Annotated in this window: 20 protein-coding genes; 15 read left to right on the top strand and 5 right to left on the bottom strand. The window is 45.0% G+C overall.

Annotation, left to right across the window (positions count from 1 at the left end; all coding sequences use genetic code 11):
• The first annotated feature begins 279 nt into the window (after positions 1–279).
• On the top strand, positions 280–2,001 hold the full coding sequence (locus BFP72_RS01055) for a 7TM diverse intracellular signaling domain-containing protein (protein WP_099597336.1): 1,722 nt from the start codon (positions 280–282) through the stop codon (positions 1,999–2,001).
• Between the two features lie 75 nt (positions 2,002–2,076).
• The gene (locus tag BFP72_RS18930; protein WP_143519892.1) at positions 2,077–2,298 is read left to right on the top strand and encodes a hypothetical protein; all 222 of its coding nucleotides are present in this window, start codon (positions 2,077–2,079) and stop codon (positions 2,296–2,298) included.
• On the opposite strand, the gene BFP72_RS01050 is transcribed toward BFP72_RS18930, so the two are convergent.
• From BFP72_RS01050 to BFP72_RS01040, 3 genes are all read right to left on the bottom strand, one after another.
• The gene (locus BFP72_RS01050; protein WP_099597335.1) at positions 2,273–3,619 is read right to left on the bottom strand and encodes a PhoH family protein; all 1,347 of its coding nucleotides are present in this window, start codon (positions 3,617–3,619) and stop codon (positions 2,273–2,275) included. The two genes, BFP72_RS18930 and BFP72_RS01050, sit on opposite strands and share 26 nt — an antisense overlap.
• 96 nt (positions 3,620–3,715) lie before the next feature.
• Positions 3,716–5,551 carry a peptidase M61 gene (locus BFP72_RS01045; protein ID WP_158233222.1) on the bottom strand — a complete coding sequence of 612 codons (1,836 nt, stop codon included), beginning with the start codon at positions 5,549–5,551 and terminating at the stop codon, positions 3,716–3,718.
• Positions 5,552–5,647: 96 nt separating this feature from the next.
• Entirely contained in the window at positions 5,648–7,216 is a 1,569-nt protein-coding gene (locus BFP72_RS01040; protein ID WP_099597333.1) for a M1 family metallopeptidase, read from the bottom strand.
• 217 nt (positions 7,217–7,433) lie between these two features.
• On the opposite strand from BFP72_RS01040, the gene BFP72_RS01035 reads away from it, so the two are divergent.
• From BFP72_RS01035 to BFP72_RS01020, 4 genes are all read left to right on the top strand, one after another.
• A complete protein-coding gene (locus tag BFP72_RS01035; RefSeq protein WP_099597332.1) occupies positions 7,434–8,339 on the top strand; it encodes an alpha/beta fold hydrolase in 906 nt (301 codons plus the stop codon).
• Positions 8,340–8,351: 12 nt separating this feature from the next.
• Positions 8,352–8,927 (top strand): hypothetical protein, encoded by a 576-nt coding sequence (locus BFP72_RS01030; RefSeq protein ID WP_099597331.1) that lies wholly within the window; start codon positions 8,352–8,354, stop codon positions 8,925–8,927.
• An 80-nt stretch (positions 8,928–9,007) separates the two neighbouring features.
• On the top strand, positions 9,008–10,060 hold the full coding sequence (locus BFP72_RS01025; protein WP_099597330.1) for a sensor histidine kinase: 1,053 nt from the start codon (positions 9,008–9,010) through the stop codon (positions 10,058–10,060).
• Complete coding sequence (locus BFP72_RS01020; protein ID WP_099597329.1) at positions 10,057–10,770, top strand: LytTR family DNA-binding domain-containing protein; 714 nt, start codon at positions 10,057–10,059, stop codon at positions 10,768–10,770. The genes BFP72_RS01025 and BFP72_RS01020 overlap by 4 nt, the downstream gene beginning before the upstream one ends.
• A gap of 17 nt (positions 10,771–10,787) precedes the next feature.
• On the opposite strand, the gene BFP72_RS01015 is transcribed toward BFP72_RS01020, so the two are convergent.
• Together BFP72_RS01015 and BFP72_RS01010 are read right to left on the bottom strand one after the other, a co-directional pair.
• The gene (locus BFP72_RS01015) at positions 10,788–11,315 is read right to left on the bottom strand and encodes a DUF1697 domain-containing protein (RefSeq protein WP_099597328.1); all 528 of its coding nucleotides are present in this window, start codon (positions 11,313–11,315) and stop codon (positions 10,788–10,790) included.
• A gap of 164 nt (positions 11,316–11,479) precedes the next feature.
• On the bottom strand, positions 11,480–12,565 hold the full coding sequence (locus BFP72_RS01010; RefSeq protein WP_143519891.1) for a hypothetical protein: 1,086 nt from the start codon (positions 12,563–12,565) through the stop codon (positions 11,480–11,482).
• 694 nt (positions 12,566–13,259) lie between these two features.
• On the opposite strand from BFP72_RS01010, the gene BFP72_RS01005 reads away from it, so the two are divergent.
• From BFP72_RS01005 to BFP72_RS00965, 9 genes are all read left to right on the top strand, one after another.
• Positions 13,260–13,817: a TetR/AcrR family transcriptional regulator gene (locus BFP72_RS01005; RefSeq protein WP_099597326.1), complete on the top strand. Its 558-nt coding sequence runs from the start codon at positions 13,260–13,262 to the stop codon at positions 13,815–13,817.
• A gap of 64 nt (positions 13,818–13,881) precedes the next feature.
• A complete protein-coding gene (locus tag BFP72_RS01000; protein WP_255397138.1) occupies positions 13,882–14,874 on the top strand; it encodes an alpha/beta fold hydrolase in 993 nt (330 codons plus the stop codon).
• A 382-nt stretch (positions 14,875–15,256) separates the two neighbouring features.
• Positions 15,257–15,826, top strand: a complete 570-nt coding sequence (locus BFP72_RS00995) for a Crp/Fnr family transcriptional regulator (RefSeq protein ID WP_369824003.1) — start codon at positions 15,257–15,259, stop codon at positions 15,824–15,826.
• Positions 15,827–15,903: 77 nt separating this feature from the next.
• On the top strand, positions 15,904–16,644 hold the full coding sequence (locus tag BFP72_RS00990; RefSeq protein WP_099597325.1) for an SDR family NAD(P)-dependent oxidoreductase: 741 nt from the start codon (positions 15,904–15,906) through the stop codon (positions 16,642–16,644).
• 237 nt (positions 16,645–16,881) lie between these two features.
• Positions 16,882–17,727 (top strand): hypothetical protein, encoded by an 846-nt coding sequence (locus BFP72_RS00985; RefSeq protein WP_099597324.1) that lies wholly within the window; start codon positions 16,882–16,884, stop codon positions 17,725–17,727.
• A 20-nt stretch (positions 17,728–17,747) separates the two neighbouring features.
• A complete protein-coding gene (locus BFP72_RS00980) occupies positions 17,748–18,347 on the top strand; it encodes a WG repeat-containing protein (protein ID WP_099597323.1) in 600 nt (199 codons plus the stop codon).
• Between the two features lie 18 nt (positions 18,348–18,365).
• The gene (locus tag BFP72_RS00975) at positions 18,366–18,584 is read left to right on the top strand and encodes a DUF6500 family protein (protein WP_099597322.1); all 219 of its coding nucleotides are present in this window, start codon (positions 18,366–18,368) and stop codon (positions 18,582–18,584) included.
• Positions 18,585–18,855: 271 nt separating this feature from the next.
• A complete protein-coding gene (locus tag BFP72_RS00970) occupies positions 18,856–19,581 on the top strand; it encodes a type II CAAX prenyl endopeptidase Rce1 family protein (protein ID WP_099597321.1) in 726 nt (241 codons plus the stop codon).
• A gap of 228 nt (positions 19,582–19,809) precedes the next feature.
• Complete coding sequence (locus BFP72_RS00965) at positions 19,810–20,499, top strand: YafY family protein (protein WP_099597320.1); 690 nt, start codon at positions 19,810–19,812, stop codon at positions 20,497–20,499.
• Positions 20,500–20,569 lie beyond the last annotated feature (70 nt).

Here is a 20,569-nt window from a genome sequence, read left to right as displayed (position 1 = left end):
CAAGCTTCAAACACCCTACATCTACTTGTCGCAGAGCTTCAAACACCCTACACAATCCTAAATCATACTTCACATACCCATAAAACTCTCAAAATCACCAAAGTTCAAAAACCATTTGCATACGGTCCAAACGACCACCCTAATCCTCTCACACCTCGAATGAGCTGCAGATTATTCTCGATTATTTAATAGTATATTAACGCAGAGGACAACACATTTCACAGTCTCCAACATAGCTTCGCTATCCCTACCGAACCACCTACCAGCAATGCCTAAGAGATGACTTTTACCTTTTCAAGATGGATGTATTTCCTATTCGTTTTAATCCTACCCACCCCATGTTGGAGTCTTGGATCTACCCCTACAATCCATCTCAGCGACATTCAAGAGTGGAACTGCCTCGAAAACTATAGCCTATACCAACTCAGAGCAGACACACTCACAGACATCTCCACCATCTTATCTCAGGGTAAATTTGAACCCTATGCGAACCTCTCTCTTGACTCAAAAACTCAGGCTATCTGGATGACTTTTGCCATAGAAAATGATCAAAATTTTGGTGATTCACTTCACATCAATTGCAAGTTTTATGATGAAGTCAGGCTCTACGAAATCTACCAAGACAGCAGTGCGCATTTGCTCAACACTACGGGTTACCTTCCTCAATACTATCGATCCAAAAAATGGAATTCGACCATTGCTTTTCACCACCCTCAAAAGTCACGCAAAACATACCTACTGGGACTAATTTCTCACACTAGGAATTCCAAAATGCTGTCTAGCTACTTCACCTCCAACTGTGCCAAGATCTATTCGGACCACGGGTTCAGAAGTCAATACCGATTGTCCCAACCTCTGCTTTTCTTTTTTTTCGGCGGCATTCTCATGATGTCTCTGTACAACCTAGGCATTGCTTTGAGCACTCATTATAGAGAGTACATTCTCTTTTCCATTTACAACTTCTGCTTTGTCCTATTGGGTATCAATTTTTCCAACCTACATATAGAGCTAGACTGGGTCACTCCTTTCGATCTCGAAAGGAACCTCCGCTTCACCCCCGCGATCATAGGGATAGCTGTATACCTGCTATTTTCTATATCCTTTCTGGATTTGAAAAAACTAAATTTCCGTTTGTATCAAATACTCCGGCATTTGTTTTGGATCTTTCCAATCATGCTCCTAGGCATTTTTCTCTCCTACTTCACCCTGGTTTTTGTTGTGTTTACAGCCCTGATGCCTCCCCTATTTATCAGCATACTCTATGCCTCTTGGTGCCGAGCGCGTTCTCTTTCTTACGCCCGGTATTTTCTGGCAGGCAATATACTTCTCATATCAGTGGGACTGCTACAGCTGCTATCACTCTACGGCCTGATCTCCGTAGTACACATGTCCTCTCTAACAATCATAGCACTGATGGTAGAGGTAATCATGTTCTCTTTTGCGGTAGCTATCAAACAAAAAGTAACAAAAAAAGAACTCTATCTCATGCGAGTAAAAAATCAACTCCAAAGAGAACGCATCGAGTATGAATTGGATCTAAAGCAAAAACTAGAGCTCGAGATAGAAAAAAAATCTCGAACACTGACCTCTTCCTCCGTACAGTGGCTCAACCTGACAGACCAACTCACATCTCTCAAGAAAAAACTAAAAAAAGAGCTCAAAGCGACCGATGAAAAGCTCTATAAAGAAATCTTAAAACAAATCGAGGAAATTGAGAATTTTGAAGACCAATGGAACAGCTTCAAACTCCACTTCGAAAACGTCTACAGGGGCTTTTTTGAACGGATAGAAAAAAACTACCCAATGTTGTCTCAAAATGACCTCAAAATCTGTGCATTCATGAAAATGAAACTATCCAACAAAGAAATGGCACAAATCCTCAACGTCACCAAAAAGGCCATAGAGCAAAGCAAGCGAAGAATGAGAAAAAAAATAGGCCTAGAATCTGACTGTGACCTATTAGAATATCTCGAACAATCTATAAAACCAGAATTGGTATAGAAAAATTATTATACAATGGCTGCAACTTATTCGAATCTAGAGGCATCTAATGAGTAGATTCAAAACTTGTCTGCCATGAAAAAATTATTCGCTGCATTGATTCTCCTGCTCCTCATTGGACAGATCACCTATCTCCAGACACGGTACATTTACAACCCCATCGATCAATCACTCGCCCAATGGCAAGTACCCTGTCATGCCTCCACTCCAACCAAAACGCAGGTGATTGCACATCCCAGATGTCCCCTCACCCCCACGTCTGTGGCCTCCGTTACAGCAATTCGTTTGCAATATTAGCCAATTCGGACCTTTCTCCTTTCTCAAGTGTCACATGTGCAAAGAGCGATTGCCCCTGCAGTCGATCCACCAAGTAGGACAGCCCGTTACTCTGAGAGTCTAGGTAGGGGGTATCGATCTGATGCACATCCCCTGTAAACACAATTTTGCAGTTTTCTCCCGCACGCGTGATAATCGTCTTCACTTCATGTGGAGTCAAGTTCTGCGCTTCGTCTACGATGAAGTATATGTTGGACAAACTACGCCCTCTGATATAGGCCAGTGGCGTGATCAGCACCTTTTCTTGATTGACCATCTCGGTCAATTGTTTGTTTTCCTTTTCTGTCTCTTTCCACTGATTTTGGATGAACTTCAGGTTGTCCCAAAGCGGTTCCATGTAGGGATTGAGTTTGGATTTGATATCTCCTGGCAAGTAGCCTATATCCTTGTTGCTCAAGGGTACGATAGGTCTCGCGATGTAGATCTGCTTGAATTCCCGACGCTGCTGCAATGCTGAGGCCAATGCCATGAGGGTCTTGCCCGTCCCAGCGACCCCTGTGATGGCGACCAATTTGACCTCAGGGTTCATCATGGCATGTATCGCAAAAGCCTGCTCGGCATTTTTAGGTTTGATACCGTATACCGACCGCTTCTCGACATGACTCACCTGTGCGGTCACAGGGTTGTAAAACGATAAAGCAGAATTCTTGCTACTCTTGAGTATGTAGTAGCAATTGTTGATCGGCTCGACCTTGCCGAGTGCCTTTTTGGCATCCACGGCTCCTTTCTTGTAGAGCTCGTCGATAGTAGTCGCCGCGACACGATTGATCTCACTCTTGCCCAGAGTGCCCATCGAGTCGACATTTTTGATCTTGCCCGTCTCATAATCCTCCGCAGAGAGGTCAAGCGACTTGGCCTTGAGCCGCAGGTTGATATCCTTGGAGACAAGAATCACCTTCTTTCCTGGCTCTTCCTTCTGCAATTTCAGCGCTGCATTGATGATTTTGTGATCGTTTTTGCGATCCCCAAAAATCACCTCTGCATCTACATCAGTTTTGGTGTCCGAGTACATGAGAACTTTGAGCTTACCACGTCCCTTCCCGTTGAGCGGAATCCAATCTTGTAGCATATGATCTGCCGCCAGATTGTCCAACAAACGGGCAAATTCGCGTGCCTCAAAGTTGAGTGTATCGTTTCCTTTTTTGAAATTGTCGAGCTCCTCGAGCACCGTGATGGGGATCCCCACATCGTGCTCCGCAAAATTCATGATGGAGTCGTGAGAGAAGAGAATTACAGATGTGTCTAAGACAAATATCTTTTTCTTGGTGACTTTTTTTGCCATATGATTTGGTGGTTTTTGCTTTCGTTAAACTGTATAAAAAACAGTACAACTACAACAAAAACCACCAATCCTTTCCTTCTTTTTTGGCAAAGAGTCTTATTTGTTTACCCAAGCTTTTCTCAAGGCCAGTTGCTCAGGTGTAGGATTCTCTACGAGAGTCATCTTGCCTGGTTTCTTTACCGTCACTTCCATCGCCGAAGCTTTGAGTTTGACCTGCTTCAACTTCCCTTTCTTGTTGGCTCTCAACACAGTGATTTGAACATTGTCCCCTACTTGATGATTGCTTTTGAAAGCAGCAAACACCTCTTGGTAATTGCCTATATCAATCAATGTATCATCAATCTCGTAGAGCAAATCACCATCCTCATACCCCATTTCTTCACCAAATGCGTTCATCTGATCGGTCGAATTGACAACCAGCAGACTGTCTTGCACTCCGAAGCTAATATGTCCCAATGTCAACTCCTGGGTTTCCACCACTCCTGCAAACTCCACGCCTACTGCAGCAAAATACTCGCCGTATGGGATCGGCTCTGCCCCCTCTACATATTGGCTAAAAAACGTCCGAATCTCTGGATAAGTCATCGCAGTGATGGTGTCAAACAAGACCTCGTCTTGAAACGACTTGTGCTTGCCGTACTCCTCCGAAAGGTCGATCATCATATTTTCCACGCCGTATTGTCCCTCCGATAATTCACGAAGCTGGATATCCAAGGCCATACCGATCAAGGCTCCTTTTTGGTAGACATTGCCGTATTGGTCTTTGGTCTCATCCAAACAATGGATACTGAGCTCGGTGAAAGGCAAATCGTCCTTAAATGACCCCGCACGTTTGATCTTGCTCTCCAAAACTGTCAAGTACTCCTCGAAACTCATCGAGCCGTATTTGACTTGTGCCAAACCCGCCGCATACTCTGTCATCCCCTCATACAACCACAGGTGTTTGGACATCTTGGGATTGATAAAATCAAAATCTCCTATCTCCTCGGAGTGGATATTGAGAGGGGTCACGATATGAAAAAACTCGTGCGCTGCGACATCACGAATGATCTGAGCCAAGTAGCTTGGGTCCGCTTCGGGCAAAGAATACAACGAAGAGTACGAATGCTCCAACGCACCAAATGCACCCGACAAGGAAGACCCGTCAAACAAGTAAATCAAAAACGCATAGTTATCGACAGGTAGTGTACCTCCCATGTATTCCTTTTGTGCCTCAAGCGTAGGCTCGATTTGTTCCTTGACAAAAGATGCTTCCAAGACACCGTTTGGAGAATATACAGAAATCAGTATCTCTGCACCTCCGACTACAAAAGTCGTCGTATCTGGTACACTGTATAGAATCGGCCCATCCGCCAAGTCAAAGTAATTGTCCGTACTGAATACATCCGTCGAGTCATTGACTATTTCTTTGGCCAATGCCGAAGCTCCAAACAAAGCCTGTGGTTTTGTAACGGTCAACTCAAAAGGCAGGTCTTTCATGTCCTCCAAGTACCCTACAAACGCAAAGGTATTGAGTACGTATGCACTATCCTCTTCTATACTCGAACCCGCAGGCTCGAAGATCACATTGCCTAGGTCTGTATCGTAGCTATCCTCTACCCAATAGGAGATCGATGCTAGTTTGGATGCCTCCAAAATAGCTATTCGATTTTCAGTGATCTTTTCTGTCACGAGAGCTTGACCCTGTGCGTCCATCGCTTGAAAATCTCCCAAGAAACGACCAAAGTCATAAATCGAATAAGTCCCTGGTACGATCTTAGGGATGTGAAACTCAATCGTATCTCGCTCTACCTTCGGCAGGGTATAGGTCACCTTTACCTTGTCATTGACCACTTGGTTTAGGTCGATATTTACTACATATTTTTGTTGTGCTACGGCAGTAGTCAAAACTGCTACCCACACAAAAGCCGATATTGCTAATCTCTTTTTCATACTCATATTGATAGTTGGATGTAATCTACGCAAATGACGAATCGCCATGCGGGACTATGTGATGAATGGTTAAATGACTGGTTGAAGCAACTGTTTTTATTCCTTTGTGAAGCTTCCGTACCAGATATTGAGTGGATCGAGGACGACATTGCTCTCCACATTGGCATGGTCCAAGACGAAGGATTGGGACCTCTCGGTGAGTTCAATTTGCCTCACTTCGATCGTATTGTTACTCATGACCACTGGCACGTCGATTTTCAAATGGTACACATGCTTGGTTTTCTGCTCCAGGTTCAACTCCAGTTTGCCACGGCGATACTTCCAGTTGTAGCGCACATCTACACCACCAGGGATTCTGAGCCATTGGTAAAAAAAACCTCCCAGATCTTCCCCTGAAACCTCCTCTGCGACTGAGATAAAATCCTCTGTCCGCGCGTTGCTGTAGCTATAGCGCGCGTAGTAGGTCTGGATGAGCTGTGCAAATTGCTGCTCTCCGATCCAATGCTTGAGTGCTCTCAGCATCCAAGCCGCTTTGTCATAACTGAGTGCATTGAGTAGGCTATTGAGCGTACTGTAATTGGTTTGTATGATGGTTCGACCCGGGTATTTATCCTCATACCGCTGGATCTTATTTTCACTTTTCAACGACACCTTCTTGAGGCTATCCAGTCCGTAGGTATCCTTGATGTACATAAACTGAAAATAGGTCGCAAACCCTTCGCTCAACCATACGTCTTCCCACACCGCTTCACTGGCACTGTTGCCAAACCACTGATGCGCCAGTTCATGTGCCACGAGAGCATTGATGCCATGTCCCAAGCGGACTTCCTTTTCATTGTAAAAAATACAACTGGCATTTTCCATTCCTCCAAACCGAGTCGTAGACTCTACATGGTCCGCTTTGTCAAAAGGGTACGCTCCAATCTGACCTTCGAGGTAAGCCAAAACACTCGGGGCATCTCCAAACCCCGTATAGCCTGCCTCAGCAGTCTGTCGATATAGCCAAGCCGTCGATGCACTATCCAGTGCTTGGGTTTCAAACGGTGCTACCCCCATCGCCATGACCTTAGGTGGGATGGGTTGTTGGATTTTCCAATGCGTGCGTTTGTATCCTGTCACCATCGCCTGGACGGATATCAAGTCTCCGTTGGAGATCACACTGTATTCTTCTGGAGCCTCCACGATAAACTCACAGGTAGCTTTTTCGCTAGGATGATCCACCACGGGCAGCCATTGACTCGCTCGGTTGGGCCAGTGATCTGTAAAAAATGTACGGTCTCCATATTTGTTTTCGGATATCACCAATCCGTCTCTCGGGACGCCGCGGTACTGGATATCAATCTCCACAGTCCTCGCAAGCGCCATCCCCCGGGGTACCACGATGTATACCACGTCTTCTCGATGTACAAACGCCACAGGACGCTTTTCCATCTCTATTTTTTTGATGATCATTTGATTGGCAAGATCCAAACGAATCGTATCCATCCCCTCGGGCACATCTACTGTGATGGCTGCTCGGTTGTGCAGTAGGTTACTCTCATTGGACAATTTGACCTCAAAGCGATAATGCTTCACATCCATTTGGGGCAGTTGAGCAAAGGTCTGGAAAAAGGAAAAAAGGAAAGAAAGGGAAATAGCTATGCGGTTGTAGATCATTATGGTCATTTAGGGTACCATCAAAAATACGCTTATTTCCGTATTGTCAAAAACATCTCCATCAATTGCCTCCAACTATTCAGGTTTTTCCAATGTATCTCAGTGCGATACGACCCTACGCCACTCCCCCGACCACTCAGCGGCCTGCTCGACCGCTCCCTACAAGTTGATATGATTCAAGTGTCGCTCCCTCTAGTTTTGATTCATCAACAAAAACAAACACACCATGAAAAATCGAATTTGCCCCTCTAAAAATCCACTGACACCCTGGATCGCCGTACTCATCGGCATCTTCACAGCACTGTCCTCCGTCTCCAAGGCACAGGACTACTCTTTTCGTATTGATCTATCTGGCCAAGGACAGGACATCCTCTTCATTCCTGGGCTCGCCTGCGATGGAGCGGTCTGGGATGCTGCAGTCAGCCAATTCCAGCAAAATTATACTTGCCATGTGATCACACTACCAGGTTTTGCCGGGCAACCCGCCATCGATCTATCGGAGGGCTTCACCCCTCAGATATCTGACGAACTGATTCGCTATGTACGAGACAACCAACTCCGTCAACCCATCGTCATCGGACACAGTCTGGGAGGATTCCTCGCTCTGGACATACTATCCCGAGAACCCGAACTATTCAGCAAAGCCGTGATAGTAGATGCGCTCCCCTTCCTCGCTAAGATCCAAAATCCCCAAGCCACCGAAGAATCCATGAAGCCCGCGGCTAAAAACATGATCACTGCACAACAAAACATACCGCCAGAACAATACGCCGAACAACAGCGCATGTACCTGCACTCCATGATCACTGACGAAGCAAATATCGATACTGCCATGCAGTGGGGTGCTGCCAGTGACCGGTCCACGGTAGGGCAAGCCATGTACGATCTCTACACGACCGACCTACGAGACGATATCGCTCAGATCAACAAGCCCGTACTCGTACTAGGCGCATACATCGCCTACCTCCAATATGGCGTCACCAAAGAGATGACCCTTACCAACTTCCAAAATCAATACAGCGAACTGGAAGACGTACAGATTGTACTCTCCGACCAAGGCAAGCACTTCATCATGTGGGACGACCCTATGTTCTTCGTGCAGCAGACGACCGATTTCCTCTCCAAACAATAATCACCCCAAACCATGCTAACACTAGAGCAACACAGAATCGAATTTTCTAACCGCCCGTTCATCGCTACACCTCTAGCAGGACTAATCATCTGGCTACTCATCGGCTTGTCAGGCATCTTTTTCTCTACTGAGGCCACCGTCTGGATCCTATTCATTGGTACGGGAAGCATCGTCTATTTGGCGATGTTCCTCTCCCGATTCACAGGGGAGAACTTCTCCGAACAGAGAAAGAAAAAGACCCCCTTTGATACGCTGTTTCTATTCGCCGTAGGGCAATCCTTCCTTGTTTATGCGATAGCCATCCCATTTTTTCGTCAGGACATCAGCTCGCTCCCGCTAGCCATCGGTATACTTACTGGCACGATGTGGCTCCCCTTCTCCTGGATCATTCGGCACTGGGTGGGGATATTCCATGCTGTCACACGCACCCTTGGACTGCTTGCGCTCTGGTACATCTTACCAGACGACCGCTTCGTCACGATCCCCTTCGCTATCGTCGCACTCTACATCGCTACTCTCCTCATCCTTCGGTATAGAAAGAAACAACTATCCCGTACCGGTACGGCTTCCATTGAAAACATCGTCTAAAAACCCTTGAAAAGTTATGACTAGAGGCATGTGCTTCCTTTTTATCTAAGAAAAAACAAGAACCCCTTATCTTGCATCCCATGCAACATACCACCAAAGCCGCCCTCTACTGGAGCTGCCAACTCATCGGCTGGGGCATCTATGTGGGCTTACTTGTCTACAACGCCATCGCCTATACCACAGAAGAGGACAAACTCCCTCCAATCATAGCGCTACAGTTCATCATAGGACTATGTGTACTGCTAGCCTCTCACGCGATCCGAAAGATCATCCTCCATAGGGGGTGGATCGAACGAGGCACAGGAGCACTGGCTCTCCGAGTCTTGGGACTCGCCGCTGGATGTGCCGTAGTATCCATCACGGTGATTCATCTCATGATGGTGGGGCTACTCGACTGGCACAACACCGTGCACCCTATCGAGTGGTCGAGCATACCTCTATACACTGCCAACCTGTTTTTCATGCTGATGTTTTGGAGTGTTATCTATGTGGGATACAAATACGCCGAAAGCGCCCGAAAGAATAAAATCGAGAAACTAGAGACTCAATCTTCGCTCAAGGAAGCCGAACTCATTGCCCTCAAGGCACAAATCAATCCACACTTCCTTTTCAACTCGCTCAACAACATCCGGGCACTCATCCTCGACCAACCGATGATCGCCCGCGACATGGTGACCAACCTCTCCGACTTGCTGCGCTACTCCATCGCCTTTAGCCAACGAGCACAAGTCACCATCGCCGAGGAAGTCGATATCGTCAAAAACTACCTCGATCTCGAAAGCATACAGTACGACGGGCGTCTCGACTACCATATCGATGTAGAAGAGGGAGCCCTGGCCTGTATCATCCCTCCCATGGTCATCCAAACCATGGCCGAAAATGCCGTCAAACATGGTATCTCACAAATCAAAGACGCTGGAAAAATACAGCTTTCCGTCTGGCAGCAAGACGAGCAACTGGTGATCACCGTATCCAATACTGGCCACCTCGAAAACAGCCAGAAAGGCACGGGTATAGGGATCAAAAACGCACAAGAGCGCCTCAGGCTGCTTTTCGATGTATCACCTTCTTTTACTTTGACAGAAAAGAACAATATAGTCACCGCCACCTTACAATTCCCCGCGAGACCATGAAAGCCATACTAATAGACGACACCAAATTGGCTAGACAGGAGCTACGGTTTTTGCTGCAAAACACCAAGGATCTGGAACTAGTCGGCGAAGCAGCAAACGTCGATGAAGCTAAAACCCTCATCGAACAAGAACGGCCAGACCTGATCTTCCTAGACATCCAAATGCCGGGCAAGGACGGATTCCAGCTACTGGAACTGCTCGACGAAGTACCCGAGGTGATCTTCGTCACCGCCTACAACGAGTACGCCATGAAGGCCTTTGACTACAACGCCCTCGACTACCTACAAAAACCCGTCAAAGAAGAGCGCCTCAAAACCGCACTCGACAAGGTCAGAGCCAAGCTCAATGACAAACAAGAACAAAAGAAAGGACTGCTCTCAGACAATAGCCAAGTATTCGTCAAGGATGGAGAAAACTGCTGGTTCGTCGAGTTGAAGCACATCCGTATCTTCGAAATCTACGACAACTACACCAAGATCTACTTCGAAGACCACACGCCCATGATCCCCAAGACACTCAACTACATGGAGACACGCCTCGATCCACAGACATTCTTCCGGGCCAACCGCCAGCAGATCATCAATCTCAAATGGATCGCCCGTGTCGAACCGTGGTTTAGTGGGTGCATACGCATCCACCTCCGTGATGACTCCATCGTAGAGGTCTCCCGTCGACAGACACTCAAGTTCAAAGAGCTGATGAGTTTTTGATCACGCAACCGATGGGCTCACATCTCGCTAAGCTTGCAGGTCGTGTTCCAGTTGCGAGAGGTGGCAGAGACCTGCAGCTTCGACTCGACGAACTTGTTGTCCATCTTGGTCTTGCCCGCTCCCTGATGGTAGCAGAGATACAACACGTCCCCACGAAGGACATACTCGTCTCCCTTGAGGTCTGCATCCGCTAGGACTTGGATCCGGTCGCTACTCGGCTGCTCATAGAGGAAACAAAAATACAGCTTGCGGGTCTCCTCGCCTCGTTCCACGTAGGGATTGTCCGAGATGATGCCTGGCAAGCGCTCCTGCTCCACCACCAGTGTCGGCACCTCGTACGCCCACTGCTCACGGATCACCTGCTCGATACACGTCGAACACGCCGCAGCGGACTGCTCACTCTCGAAGACCACATTGCCACTCTGAATATAGGTCTGCACCGCTTGCAATCCCGCCGCTTCGAGTGCGGCTTTGAGCTCGGCCATTTTGATTTTCTTCTGTCCACTGACATTGATCCCTCTCAGGAGTGCGACGTATTTTTTCATGGGATCAAGATAGCACTTCGTACGAAAACCCACACAGGAGCAGACCAAGTATTGTTCAAAACACACTCCATCACTATCCCGTCTCTGCAAAACACACTACACTATCAATAGAATCCGCCGTCTCTGACAAGCGAGAAAAAGCACCTCCCCAACACATGAAATGACTAGTGAAGCGGGACAATAGTAACCCCTGCATAGAAAACCTTATTGGTGAATTCTGGTTTCGAACTTTGCTTTTTTGCCTCTTGGTAGGGGGCTAGACTATTCATCTCTCCCTCTCCAAAAGGCACCATGATACCAAACGGGATGAGAAAACAATTGAGCTGTACCTTCTTCTTTCTCCCCTTGGCACTTACCTTTTTTGAGAGAAAATTCAACTTCAAATCCAGGCCATAACTCCCCATTGCTCCCAAATCATAATACTTAGGAAAAGCTTCATATGGATCATAGCTCAACATCGTATTGATCTCTATTATGTTTTTAGTTCCTCTGGTTTTGTAGCGAAACAAACCAAACAATCCCTCAACAGATGCCCCCCATTGCCAAGAAGAATAATTGGCCGCACCCCCTCGCAAGGTTATGTTTTTTTGGACATACGCCTCAGGGCTAACTTGAAATGTAAACGCTCCCTCACATAAGGATTTGCTGAAATTAATACCTACAGCTGTTCTGAGAAAAGCATAAGTGGCGTTGGTCTCTAACCCAGGTATCGTTCGGACAAAGTCCTCATTGTTGAAACCATGTTTTTCCAACAAATAATGATACTTTGACTGGATGCTCGTGAGCAATTGGGTTCTCCCATGGTCCAACCGTACAGATCCAACCCCCACATCTACAAACATCCTTTGGGCAAAAGGTATGAGGGTACTGATCTCATGTCGATAAACTGACAGGGGAGTCTGGTTGTTGAGAGTCACATACGTCCTTCCATCTATGGCATGGTCTTTATACTTGTCCCACAAATCCGTCTCTACTTCGTACGTCAGCCGATACCAAGTTTCATTTGCATTGGGCGTCCCGTCATAAAACCTCTTGGTTCCTTTATTTGTGATCTGTGTTGTGCCTAGTTCTTGTCTGGTAAACAGGCTGCTCACAGTATTGTAGCGAACTTGGACAGTTCTTTTGGCCTTCGTGCTTAGCTCCACATTCAACCAAAACTCAAACCCCAGCGTATTGCCGTAATCATCCCCGTCGATGAGCCCATTGTCATTGATAACGCCCAACCCTAAACCCACTGATCTAAGAGCCAAAGACCTCTCAGTACTTTTTCCCAAATTTTGCGCATAGGCAGACACCCAACAAAACTGTAAAACCGAAAGAAATAGAAAACGAAATATCCAATGCAACCCCAACCGCGCAGCTCTCTTTTAGTTAATTCTAGAATACAGCGCGAAACTACACTTCGCACCTCAAATAATCAAAACTATATCCTTTCACTCTTAACAGTGGTGCGAACTGAGCATTTAGCCAACTTTAGCGGAACGAACCCGTGCATCTGCCGGGGAAATTACTTCTCTGCTTATAGTAGGAACAGTTCGCTACCTGGACAGATAGAAAGATAGGGAAAACGCAGCGCTCACCCATTCGCTAATAGGTTCGGCAGATTTTCACTACTTTGACTCTTTTATCAAACGGCACGCACATGCACCATACGCAGGCGGTATCTATGGTAAAAACAGGCGTAATCGCCTTTTTTTAATCCCGTTTCTCTTTCTAGGGTGTTCCTCTTTTGACAACCGCTACCACACGATGAAGCAGTTTGTTCTTACTGCATTTAATGCAAATGATGTTTGATTTGTTTATTGGCAAAACTTGAGGTACCGACCGGGTTGAGAAAATATACTTGTGCCACTGCGATACTCAAAAGGAGCTACCCCACAGTAGCAAACCCAAAGTTATTTACCAATCGATCGGTAATTAAATAGAGTTTTATATCTTTGTCCTATGAGACCACAGAAAATAAATGATGAAGAGCTATTAGTTTCCTTGACCAAAGTTTTTCGAGCAAGAGGTTATGAAGGAACAAGTTTAAAGGAACTATCTGATGTTACTGGCTTAAGAAAAGCAAGTCTTTATCACAGATTTCCAAATGGAAAACAGGAAATGGCGGAATCTGTTCTTAATTATATGAGCAAATGGGTTACCGATAATATATTTAACGCCCTTAATAAAGAAGGAAATTCGAGTGAAGTAAGACTCAAAAATGGTTTTTCACAAATAAGAAGACTTTATGATGGAGGAAGGGATTCCTGCATATTCAGAGCTTTATCCATGCAAAATGGAATGGAATTATTTCATCAAATTATTAGTAAAGGTATGAATGAATGGTTAATCGCATTTAAAAATCTTGGCTTATCAATGAACCTATCGGATCAGGTGGCAGAGGAAATGGCTTTGCAAACATTGATTGATATACAGGGTAGCCTTATTTTAAGCAAAGGGCTGAAGGATACTGATATTTTTGAAAACACATTGAAAAAAATAGAAAATAGATACACATAAAAAATTTGCTTCTTTTTTTACCGTATGTTCGGTAAAAAAAGAAGCAAATTTTAAAACAAGTAAAATGAAAAGAATAGTCGCAATTTATTTAGGGGTATCGCTCTTTTTCTTTGGATGTCAAGAGCCTGAAAAAGATTCAAGAAAAGACCGTTTAATCATTCAAACAGAAATCAAATCGCAAAATAGATCTTACATGGAAACTACAAAATATAAAAAAATCAAAATAGATGGTATCAATATAGCATACCGGGAAGCTGGAAACCCGCAAAACCCGACACTTGTACTATTGCATGGATATCCAGCATCCTCGCACCAATACCGAAAAGTACTCAATGCACTATCAGACGATTATTATTTGATCGCACCCGACTATCCAGGTTACGGGAACAGTGATTTTCCTTCTCCTGATGATTATGAATACACCTTTAAGAACATCGCCAATACCTTGGATTCCTTCTTGGAAACAAAGGGATTAAGCTCATACGCCATTATGATGCAGGATTACGGCGCTCCAATTGGGTTTCGGATTGCCAATAAACACCCCGAAAGAGTAACTGCCATCATAAATCAAAATGGTAATGCCTATGAGGAAGGCCTTGGAAAAGGTTGGGAACTGATCAGGGAGTTCTGGGCCGACAGAAATGAAAAAACAGAAAAAGCATTGTTACCTGCTTTTACATTGGAAGGCTTAAAATGGCAATATACGCATGGTACCAGAAATCCAGAAACCGTAAATCCTGATACTTGGCACTTGGATTACCTAAGAATGTCCAGACCCAATGCACATAAAGTAAATTTGGATTTATGGTATGATTACCAAGACAATGTGAAGCAATACCCCCTATGGCAAAAATACTTGCGAGATAACGAACCACCAATGCTTATTGTATGGGGGAAAAACGATGAATATTTTCCAGAACAAGGTGCTGAAGCATTCAAAAAAGATGTGAAAAATTTAGACTATAATATCTACAACACAGGACACTTCGCTTTGGAAGAAGATGGGACTGAAATTATCAAAAAAATTAGAACGTTCATGAAGAAAACATTGAAATAGCCAGTTGCTCACTATGTATAAAAAACAATAGCCGATATAATAGTAAATGCATGGGTTGTATCCCGCTTCAACTCTCTAGTAACTTGACAGGAAAATGCTCTGAAACTGGCTACTATACTTATACTGAACGTTAGAGCAAACGGTCTTTGTTTCTTGATTTTCAGATTGTACAGCCGAACTACCTATCGAACACTCAAACATCCGAATAGTTCTGTGCAAACACTTGGTCAACTGGAGGATTGACCTGAAGATTTTCTAACCTTTTGCTTACTTTTAGTAAGAGTCTGTCTGGCTTGAGGACGCATCGCCCTACAGAGTCGTGATCTAGCCGTACTCTTTACCATATGTTAAATCACTAAAATTCAAATTTAATGAACTTGCCATGATGGAAGAGCTAATAAAATACATCTTACAAATTGGCAACCTCAATACACAACAATTAAACCTTGTAACCCAAAGTGCAATTGAAATTGATCTTCAAAAAGACAAGTATTTCTCAGTGGCAGGAAAAATCCCAAGGCAAGTTGGTTTTGTAGTAGAGGGTGTCATAAGAGGTTGTTATTACAACAAAGAAGGAGAGGAAATCACTCGATGTTTCATTAGCGAGAATAACCTGGTAGTAGATTATGTCAATTTTGAAGCAAGTACTATCTCCTCTGAATATTTGCAAGCATGTACCGACTGTAAGCTCATTGTTTTTTCTAAGCAACACTGGGAAGATCTGTCACAGATTATTGTAGGGTGGGACAACATTAAAAACAAAATGGTACAATTATGTATGTACCAAAAATCCAGAAAAGGCCCAGTTGTGTCACAAGATGCTACTACTCGCTATTTAGAATTTATGGAAAACTACCCTTCTCTTATCAATCGTATTCCATTGACTTACATTGCTTCTTACTTAGGCGTCACACAACAGTCCTTGAGTAGGATAAGAAAAAACATCCGCTGATTGCTTTTTACCATATGGTAAAACAGTTTGTTTTTCATCCAGCGAATTTTGTTTCAGAAATTTAAAATGGAAACAAAATGAAAAAAGCACTCATTACAGGAGCGAACAAGGGAATAGGTTTTGGAACAGCAAGACTACTATTACAAAACGGGTTTTATGTCTACATGGGCAGCCGAAATGCACAAAATGGAGTAAATACTGTTGAAAAATTGAAAGCAGAAGGGTGGAACAACGTCGAAGTGATACAGATGGATGTAACCGATGAATCTTCGGTGCAAAAAGGCCGTGAACATATCGGGAAAAGGACGGATGTTTTGGATGTCTTAATAAACAATGCGGGCATCAACGGAGGAAACAGTCCCTATACGGCTCTTGAAGCTAAACCGGATGAGTATCGAGCGGCATTTGATACCAACGTGATCGGAACCGCAAGAGTAATAAATGCATTTATTGATTTACTAAGAAAGTCGGACGAACCAAGGATTGTAAACTTGAGTACGAGTGTAGGCTCTCTTACCTTGCAAAGTGACCCCAACTGGCCAGCTTACAACTATGCCAAATATGCAGTCTATGCTGTCTCAAAAGCAGCACTGAATATGTATACAGTTCATTTAGCGTATGAACTTCGTGATACCAATTTCAAAGTCAATGCTGTTTGTCCAGGGTTAACTGCAACTGATTTTACTTTTGGCAATGGTGGTGATGTAGAAACTGCTGCCAAAAGAATCGTTAAGTACGCAACCATAGGTAAAGAAGGTCCAACTGGTAGATTCTTTAGTGAAGAAACCAACCCTGAAACAGGGGAAGTTTCTTGGTAAAAAAATAACAAACCGCTAATTGAGTAGACGGCCGTGAGCGATAAGCCCACGGTGCGCCTCTCACACCACCGTACCTACATGGCGTTTTTTTAGGAAGACTACACTATCAATCCGTGGCGGTCAGTGCTAGAATTGAGTACAGCGGTTTCTGCTAGCGGCCAAAACCTCTCTTTACAAATTGTCGTATCTTGCTATCCCGACCCAAACAATACTTGAGATACTCCAAAGCACAGAGACATGAAAGTCAAATCATCACTCGGCCTTGTCGTCGCGTTCCTTGTCGTCACGCTATATAGCCATGCTACCCCTACCCTATCCCCCCAAAAAGGAACTTTCAACATAGCAAAAGACCTCTTGCTGGTCCAGTTTGATTGCAAAACCGATGTCGACGACCTCCATACTGTAGCAGCCTTGGCGACACTGCTTGCATCGCCTGAGTATTCGAACATCCACTACCATGCCGTGGCAGGGACATATGGTATCCAAGAGGGGTTGTATGTTCCACCCAATGACCTATTTCAACTCGCCTTTGGCCAGAACTGGACCGACGCGCATGGCCAGCCCAAAGACGCTACGAAGCGTGTCCAAAATATAGTACAAAAGACACTAGCCCATGGTGGCGATATCTGGATAGCAGAGGCCGGCCAATCGGATTTCACTGCCCAGCTGGTCAAAGCACTGCAATCCGAATGGTCAGATACAACCTTGGCCCAGCGGATACATGTCGTACAGCACAGTGATTGGAACGAAAACACTACCTCCCCTGAGCAGCTGCAGTTTGTCAAGAGCCATACTGCTTACCAAAAAATACCCGATGGCAATGCCTCAGGGAATGGAACGCCGGGATTTCGTACGGCTCGGGCGGTGGGTTACACAAACCAGATCACCAATCCCCAATTGATCCAAATCTGGCAATTGGCAATCGCCCTGTCCAACGAGTACAATGGCAAAGAAGGACGGTACAACAATGAAGCGATTTCGGCCGGAGGCCTTGACTTTTCGGACCTTTCTGAAGTTTGTTGGATACTAGGTATCCAAGACCTCAAAGACACCAAGCAGTTTTTTGCGACCTACTCCAACTAACCCCAAAACCTCCCTCACCTATGCCCCGCCATACCGCTGCCTGCCTCCTCCTCCTCACGATAGTGAGTGCCTGCCGTGAGACAATAGAGCAAGTACAAACGAACTACAGCTACGTCGATGTGGCGGCAGACACCAGCGCCCTACCGATGCTCTATGCAGTATCCGACGAGGAGTATCTACAGTACGGAGCAGCTGTCTCCTACATCACAGCAGAAGGAGATACGGTCATCCCCTTTGGGCAATACGCCTACTATGGCACGGACTCTTTCGTCCATGTAGCCCATGTCATCCTACACCCCGACGACAGCACCTACGGCCGACAGGTCGGGATCAACCGCCTCCATGACATCCTCTTTGATCTGGTCATGTATGACAATGGTCCCGAAGAGGCTCACGAAGACCTCCTCCGCGTACTGCGCAACGGCAAGATGGGCTATGCCAACGACCGTGGGCAAGTCGTCATCCCCTGCATCTATGCCTATGCCCGGTGGTTTGACCAAGGGCGTGCCGAAGTGACTTTTGACGCTACGCAGTACTATGACCTAGACCACCACCTGCGGGTCGAGAGTGACGACTGGTTCGAAATAGATCGTCAGGGTGAGCGCATCACCACACCCTAACTCACAACCACTACAAACATGAACGAAACCATAAGAAAAAAAATCATCTCTGTCTGTGAAGAGAAAATCGAAAAGAAAGGCGAAAAGGTCGGGCTTTCGTTTTACGCCTTCTTTGCCAACAAAAACGACAACCCCGACCTGCTGATGGAGGTCGCCGAATGGTGGATCAAAACACACCAACTCGACCACTTCGAAAAGGCAGTAAAAATCAAAAACATGATCCTCAACAAACAATAATGTTCCATAAACTGAATATCCTAGAAATCCATGACAGCCCTAGTGCGAACTCTTCTAACCTATCTATTCTAAGAAAAACAGCATCCCTTGGTTAGAAATATGTTGACCAGACTCTGATAGAAGACCTAAGCGAACGGCCTCCTTTCAAAACCGAAACATCACTAAAAGCTCTGGTACAGACCTTTCACCACCTAGTCTCGAGACACCAATCAAAGACTTGACATTCCCCTTCGTTTAGAATACTTTGCAACGCAAAATTAAAACAACATGCATGTCTTTATTAACCCCTTTTCTTTGGTTACTGATCGTCCTCCCGCTATTCATCTTGGCACATTTCAAATCAGAAAAAACGAACTTCAAATACCTCCTAATATTTGTCATCTATTTCCTCATTGACAATTATCTAAACACTTTAAATTTCACCAATGCTGTATTTCCGGATCTAAAATGGAACTGGGCGGGAAAATTGCTGAGCATGTGTTTTGGTCTTGGATTCATTTTTTTTCATGCCAAAGAAATCCGAAAAGACATCGGTTTCACTGGCAAATTTAACCCTCAGACTAAACTAGGTATACTCCTCTTTCTCGGTTTCCTGACTTTCGATTTCATCATCAAAATGTTCATCTTCCCAAAAGGAGGTGAATTTGATTTAGAAGCCTTCATCTTCCAAGCCTCTTTCCCTGGCCTGACGGAGGAAATAATCTACCGAGGGATCTATCTGTGGCTTTTGAGCAAAGTTTTCATTTCGTCCAAAATCATCAAAGGTGTAGCGTTTCGTTGGAGTTTTTTGATCGTCACTGTGCTATTCGGTGTAGCACATGGGATCGTCTTGACAGAATCTTATGAGATCCGTCACGACATTACGACGATCGTATACCTGACGTTAGTATCGTCACTGAGCCTTGGGCTGTTGAGAAAATTTTCGGGCAACCTGATCTTACCCATCCTAGGGCACAACATGATCAATACGATGAATTTCTTCATCAGACTGCTCTAATCCTGACAGTAAGAAAAATCCTTTGCTGTTCATTGCGCCAAGAGCTACGCCCCGATACTCGTCAAAGGAGAAGTTATGCAACCGACGGCAAGAGAACTGTATGATACACTCAACACGAACAAAAACGAAAAAACATTAAAAGCAACACCTAAATAACAGCCCCTGTACAGTCACATGTGCTATACGGCGGGCTGTCGCGATAACCAACGTAAACTCAACGAATAGGGAATGGAAGGAGATGACATCAAGAGAATTTCGAGACTGACTGCCATACTAACACAGTTGCAGACCAAAAGAATCGTAACGGCAGCAAGCCTCTCCGAAAAATTTGGGGTCACGCGACGAACTATTTACCGGGACATAAAAGCACTGGAGAAAGCCGGCGTCCCGATTTTGACCGAAGAAGGCAAGGGGTATACCCTAATGGAGGGATTTAGAATCCCTCCAATCATGTTCACCGAACAACAAGCCAACGCCTTGATCCTAGCCGAACAATTGGTTTTGAAAAGTAAAGACGCCTCATTTGTACAGGACTACTCAGAGGCTATGGATAAAATCAAGTCCATCCTCAGATATACGATCCAAGACAAAGCCAACCTATTGGCAGATCGAACCCAATATGACGAAGCGCTGAATCAAGAAAGAAACAGCTCCAATTTATCTGACCTACAATATGCACTCACCAACTACAACCTGGTCAAAATACAATACATCAACAAGGAGGGCATAGCCACTGACCGAGAGATTGAGCCATTTGCCATACTAAATTCAGAGAATTGGTATTTGATCGCGTGGTGCCGTTTGCGAGAGGAGTTTCGTTTTTTTCGACCCGACAGAATTCAAAAAATGGACGTCCTTACAGAAAAATTTGAACCCCACAAGATGAGCTTACAAGAGTATTTTGATAAATATCAATAACTCTTTCGAACCCTTGACATAAGGCTGTCTCATGCCTCCCATACGTTTGCCTCACATCTTTAAAAAAACA

The organism is Reichenbachiella sp. 5M10 (assembly GCF_002742335.1).
Classification (GTDB): domain Bacteria; phylum Bacteroidota; class Bacteroidia; order Cytophagales; family Cyclobacteriaceae; genus Reichenbachiella.
The sequence above is the reverse complement of the archived record's forward strand: the minus strand, read 5'-3'. Positions and strand labels throughout refer to the sequence as shown.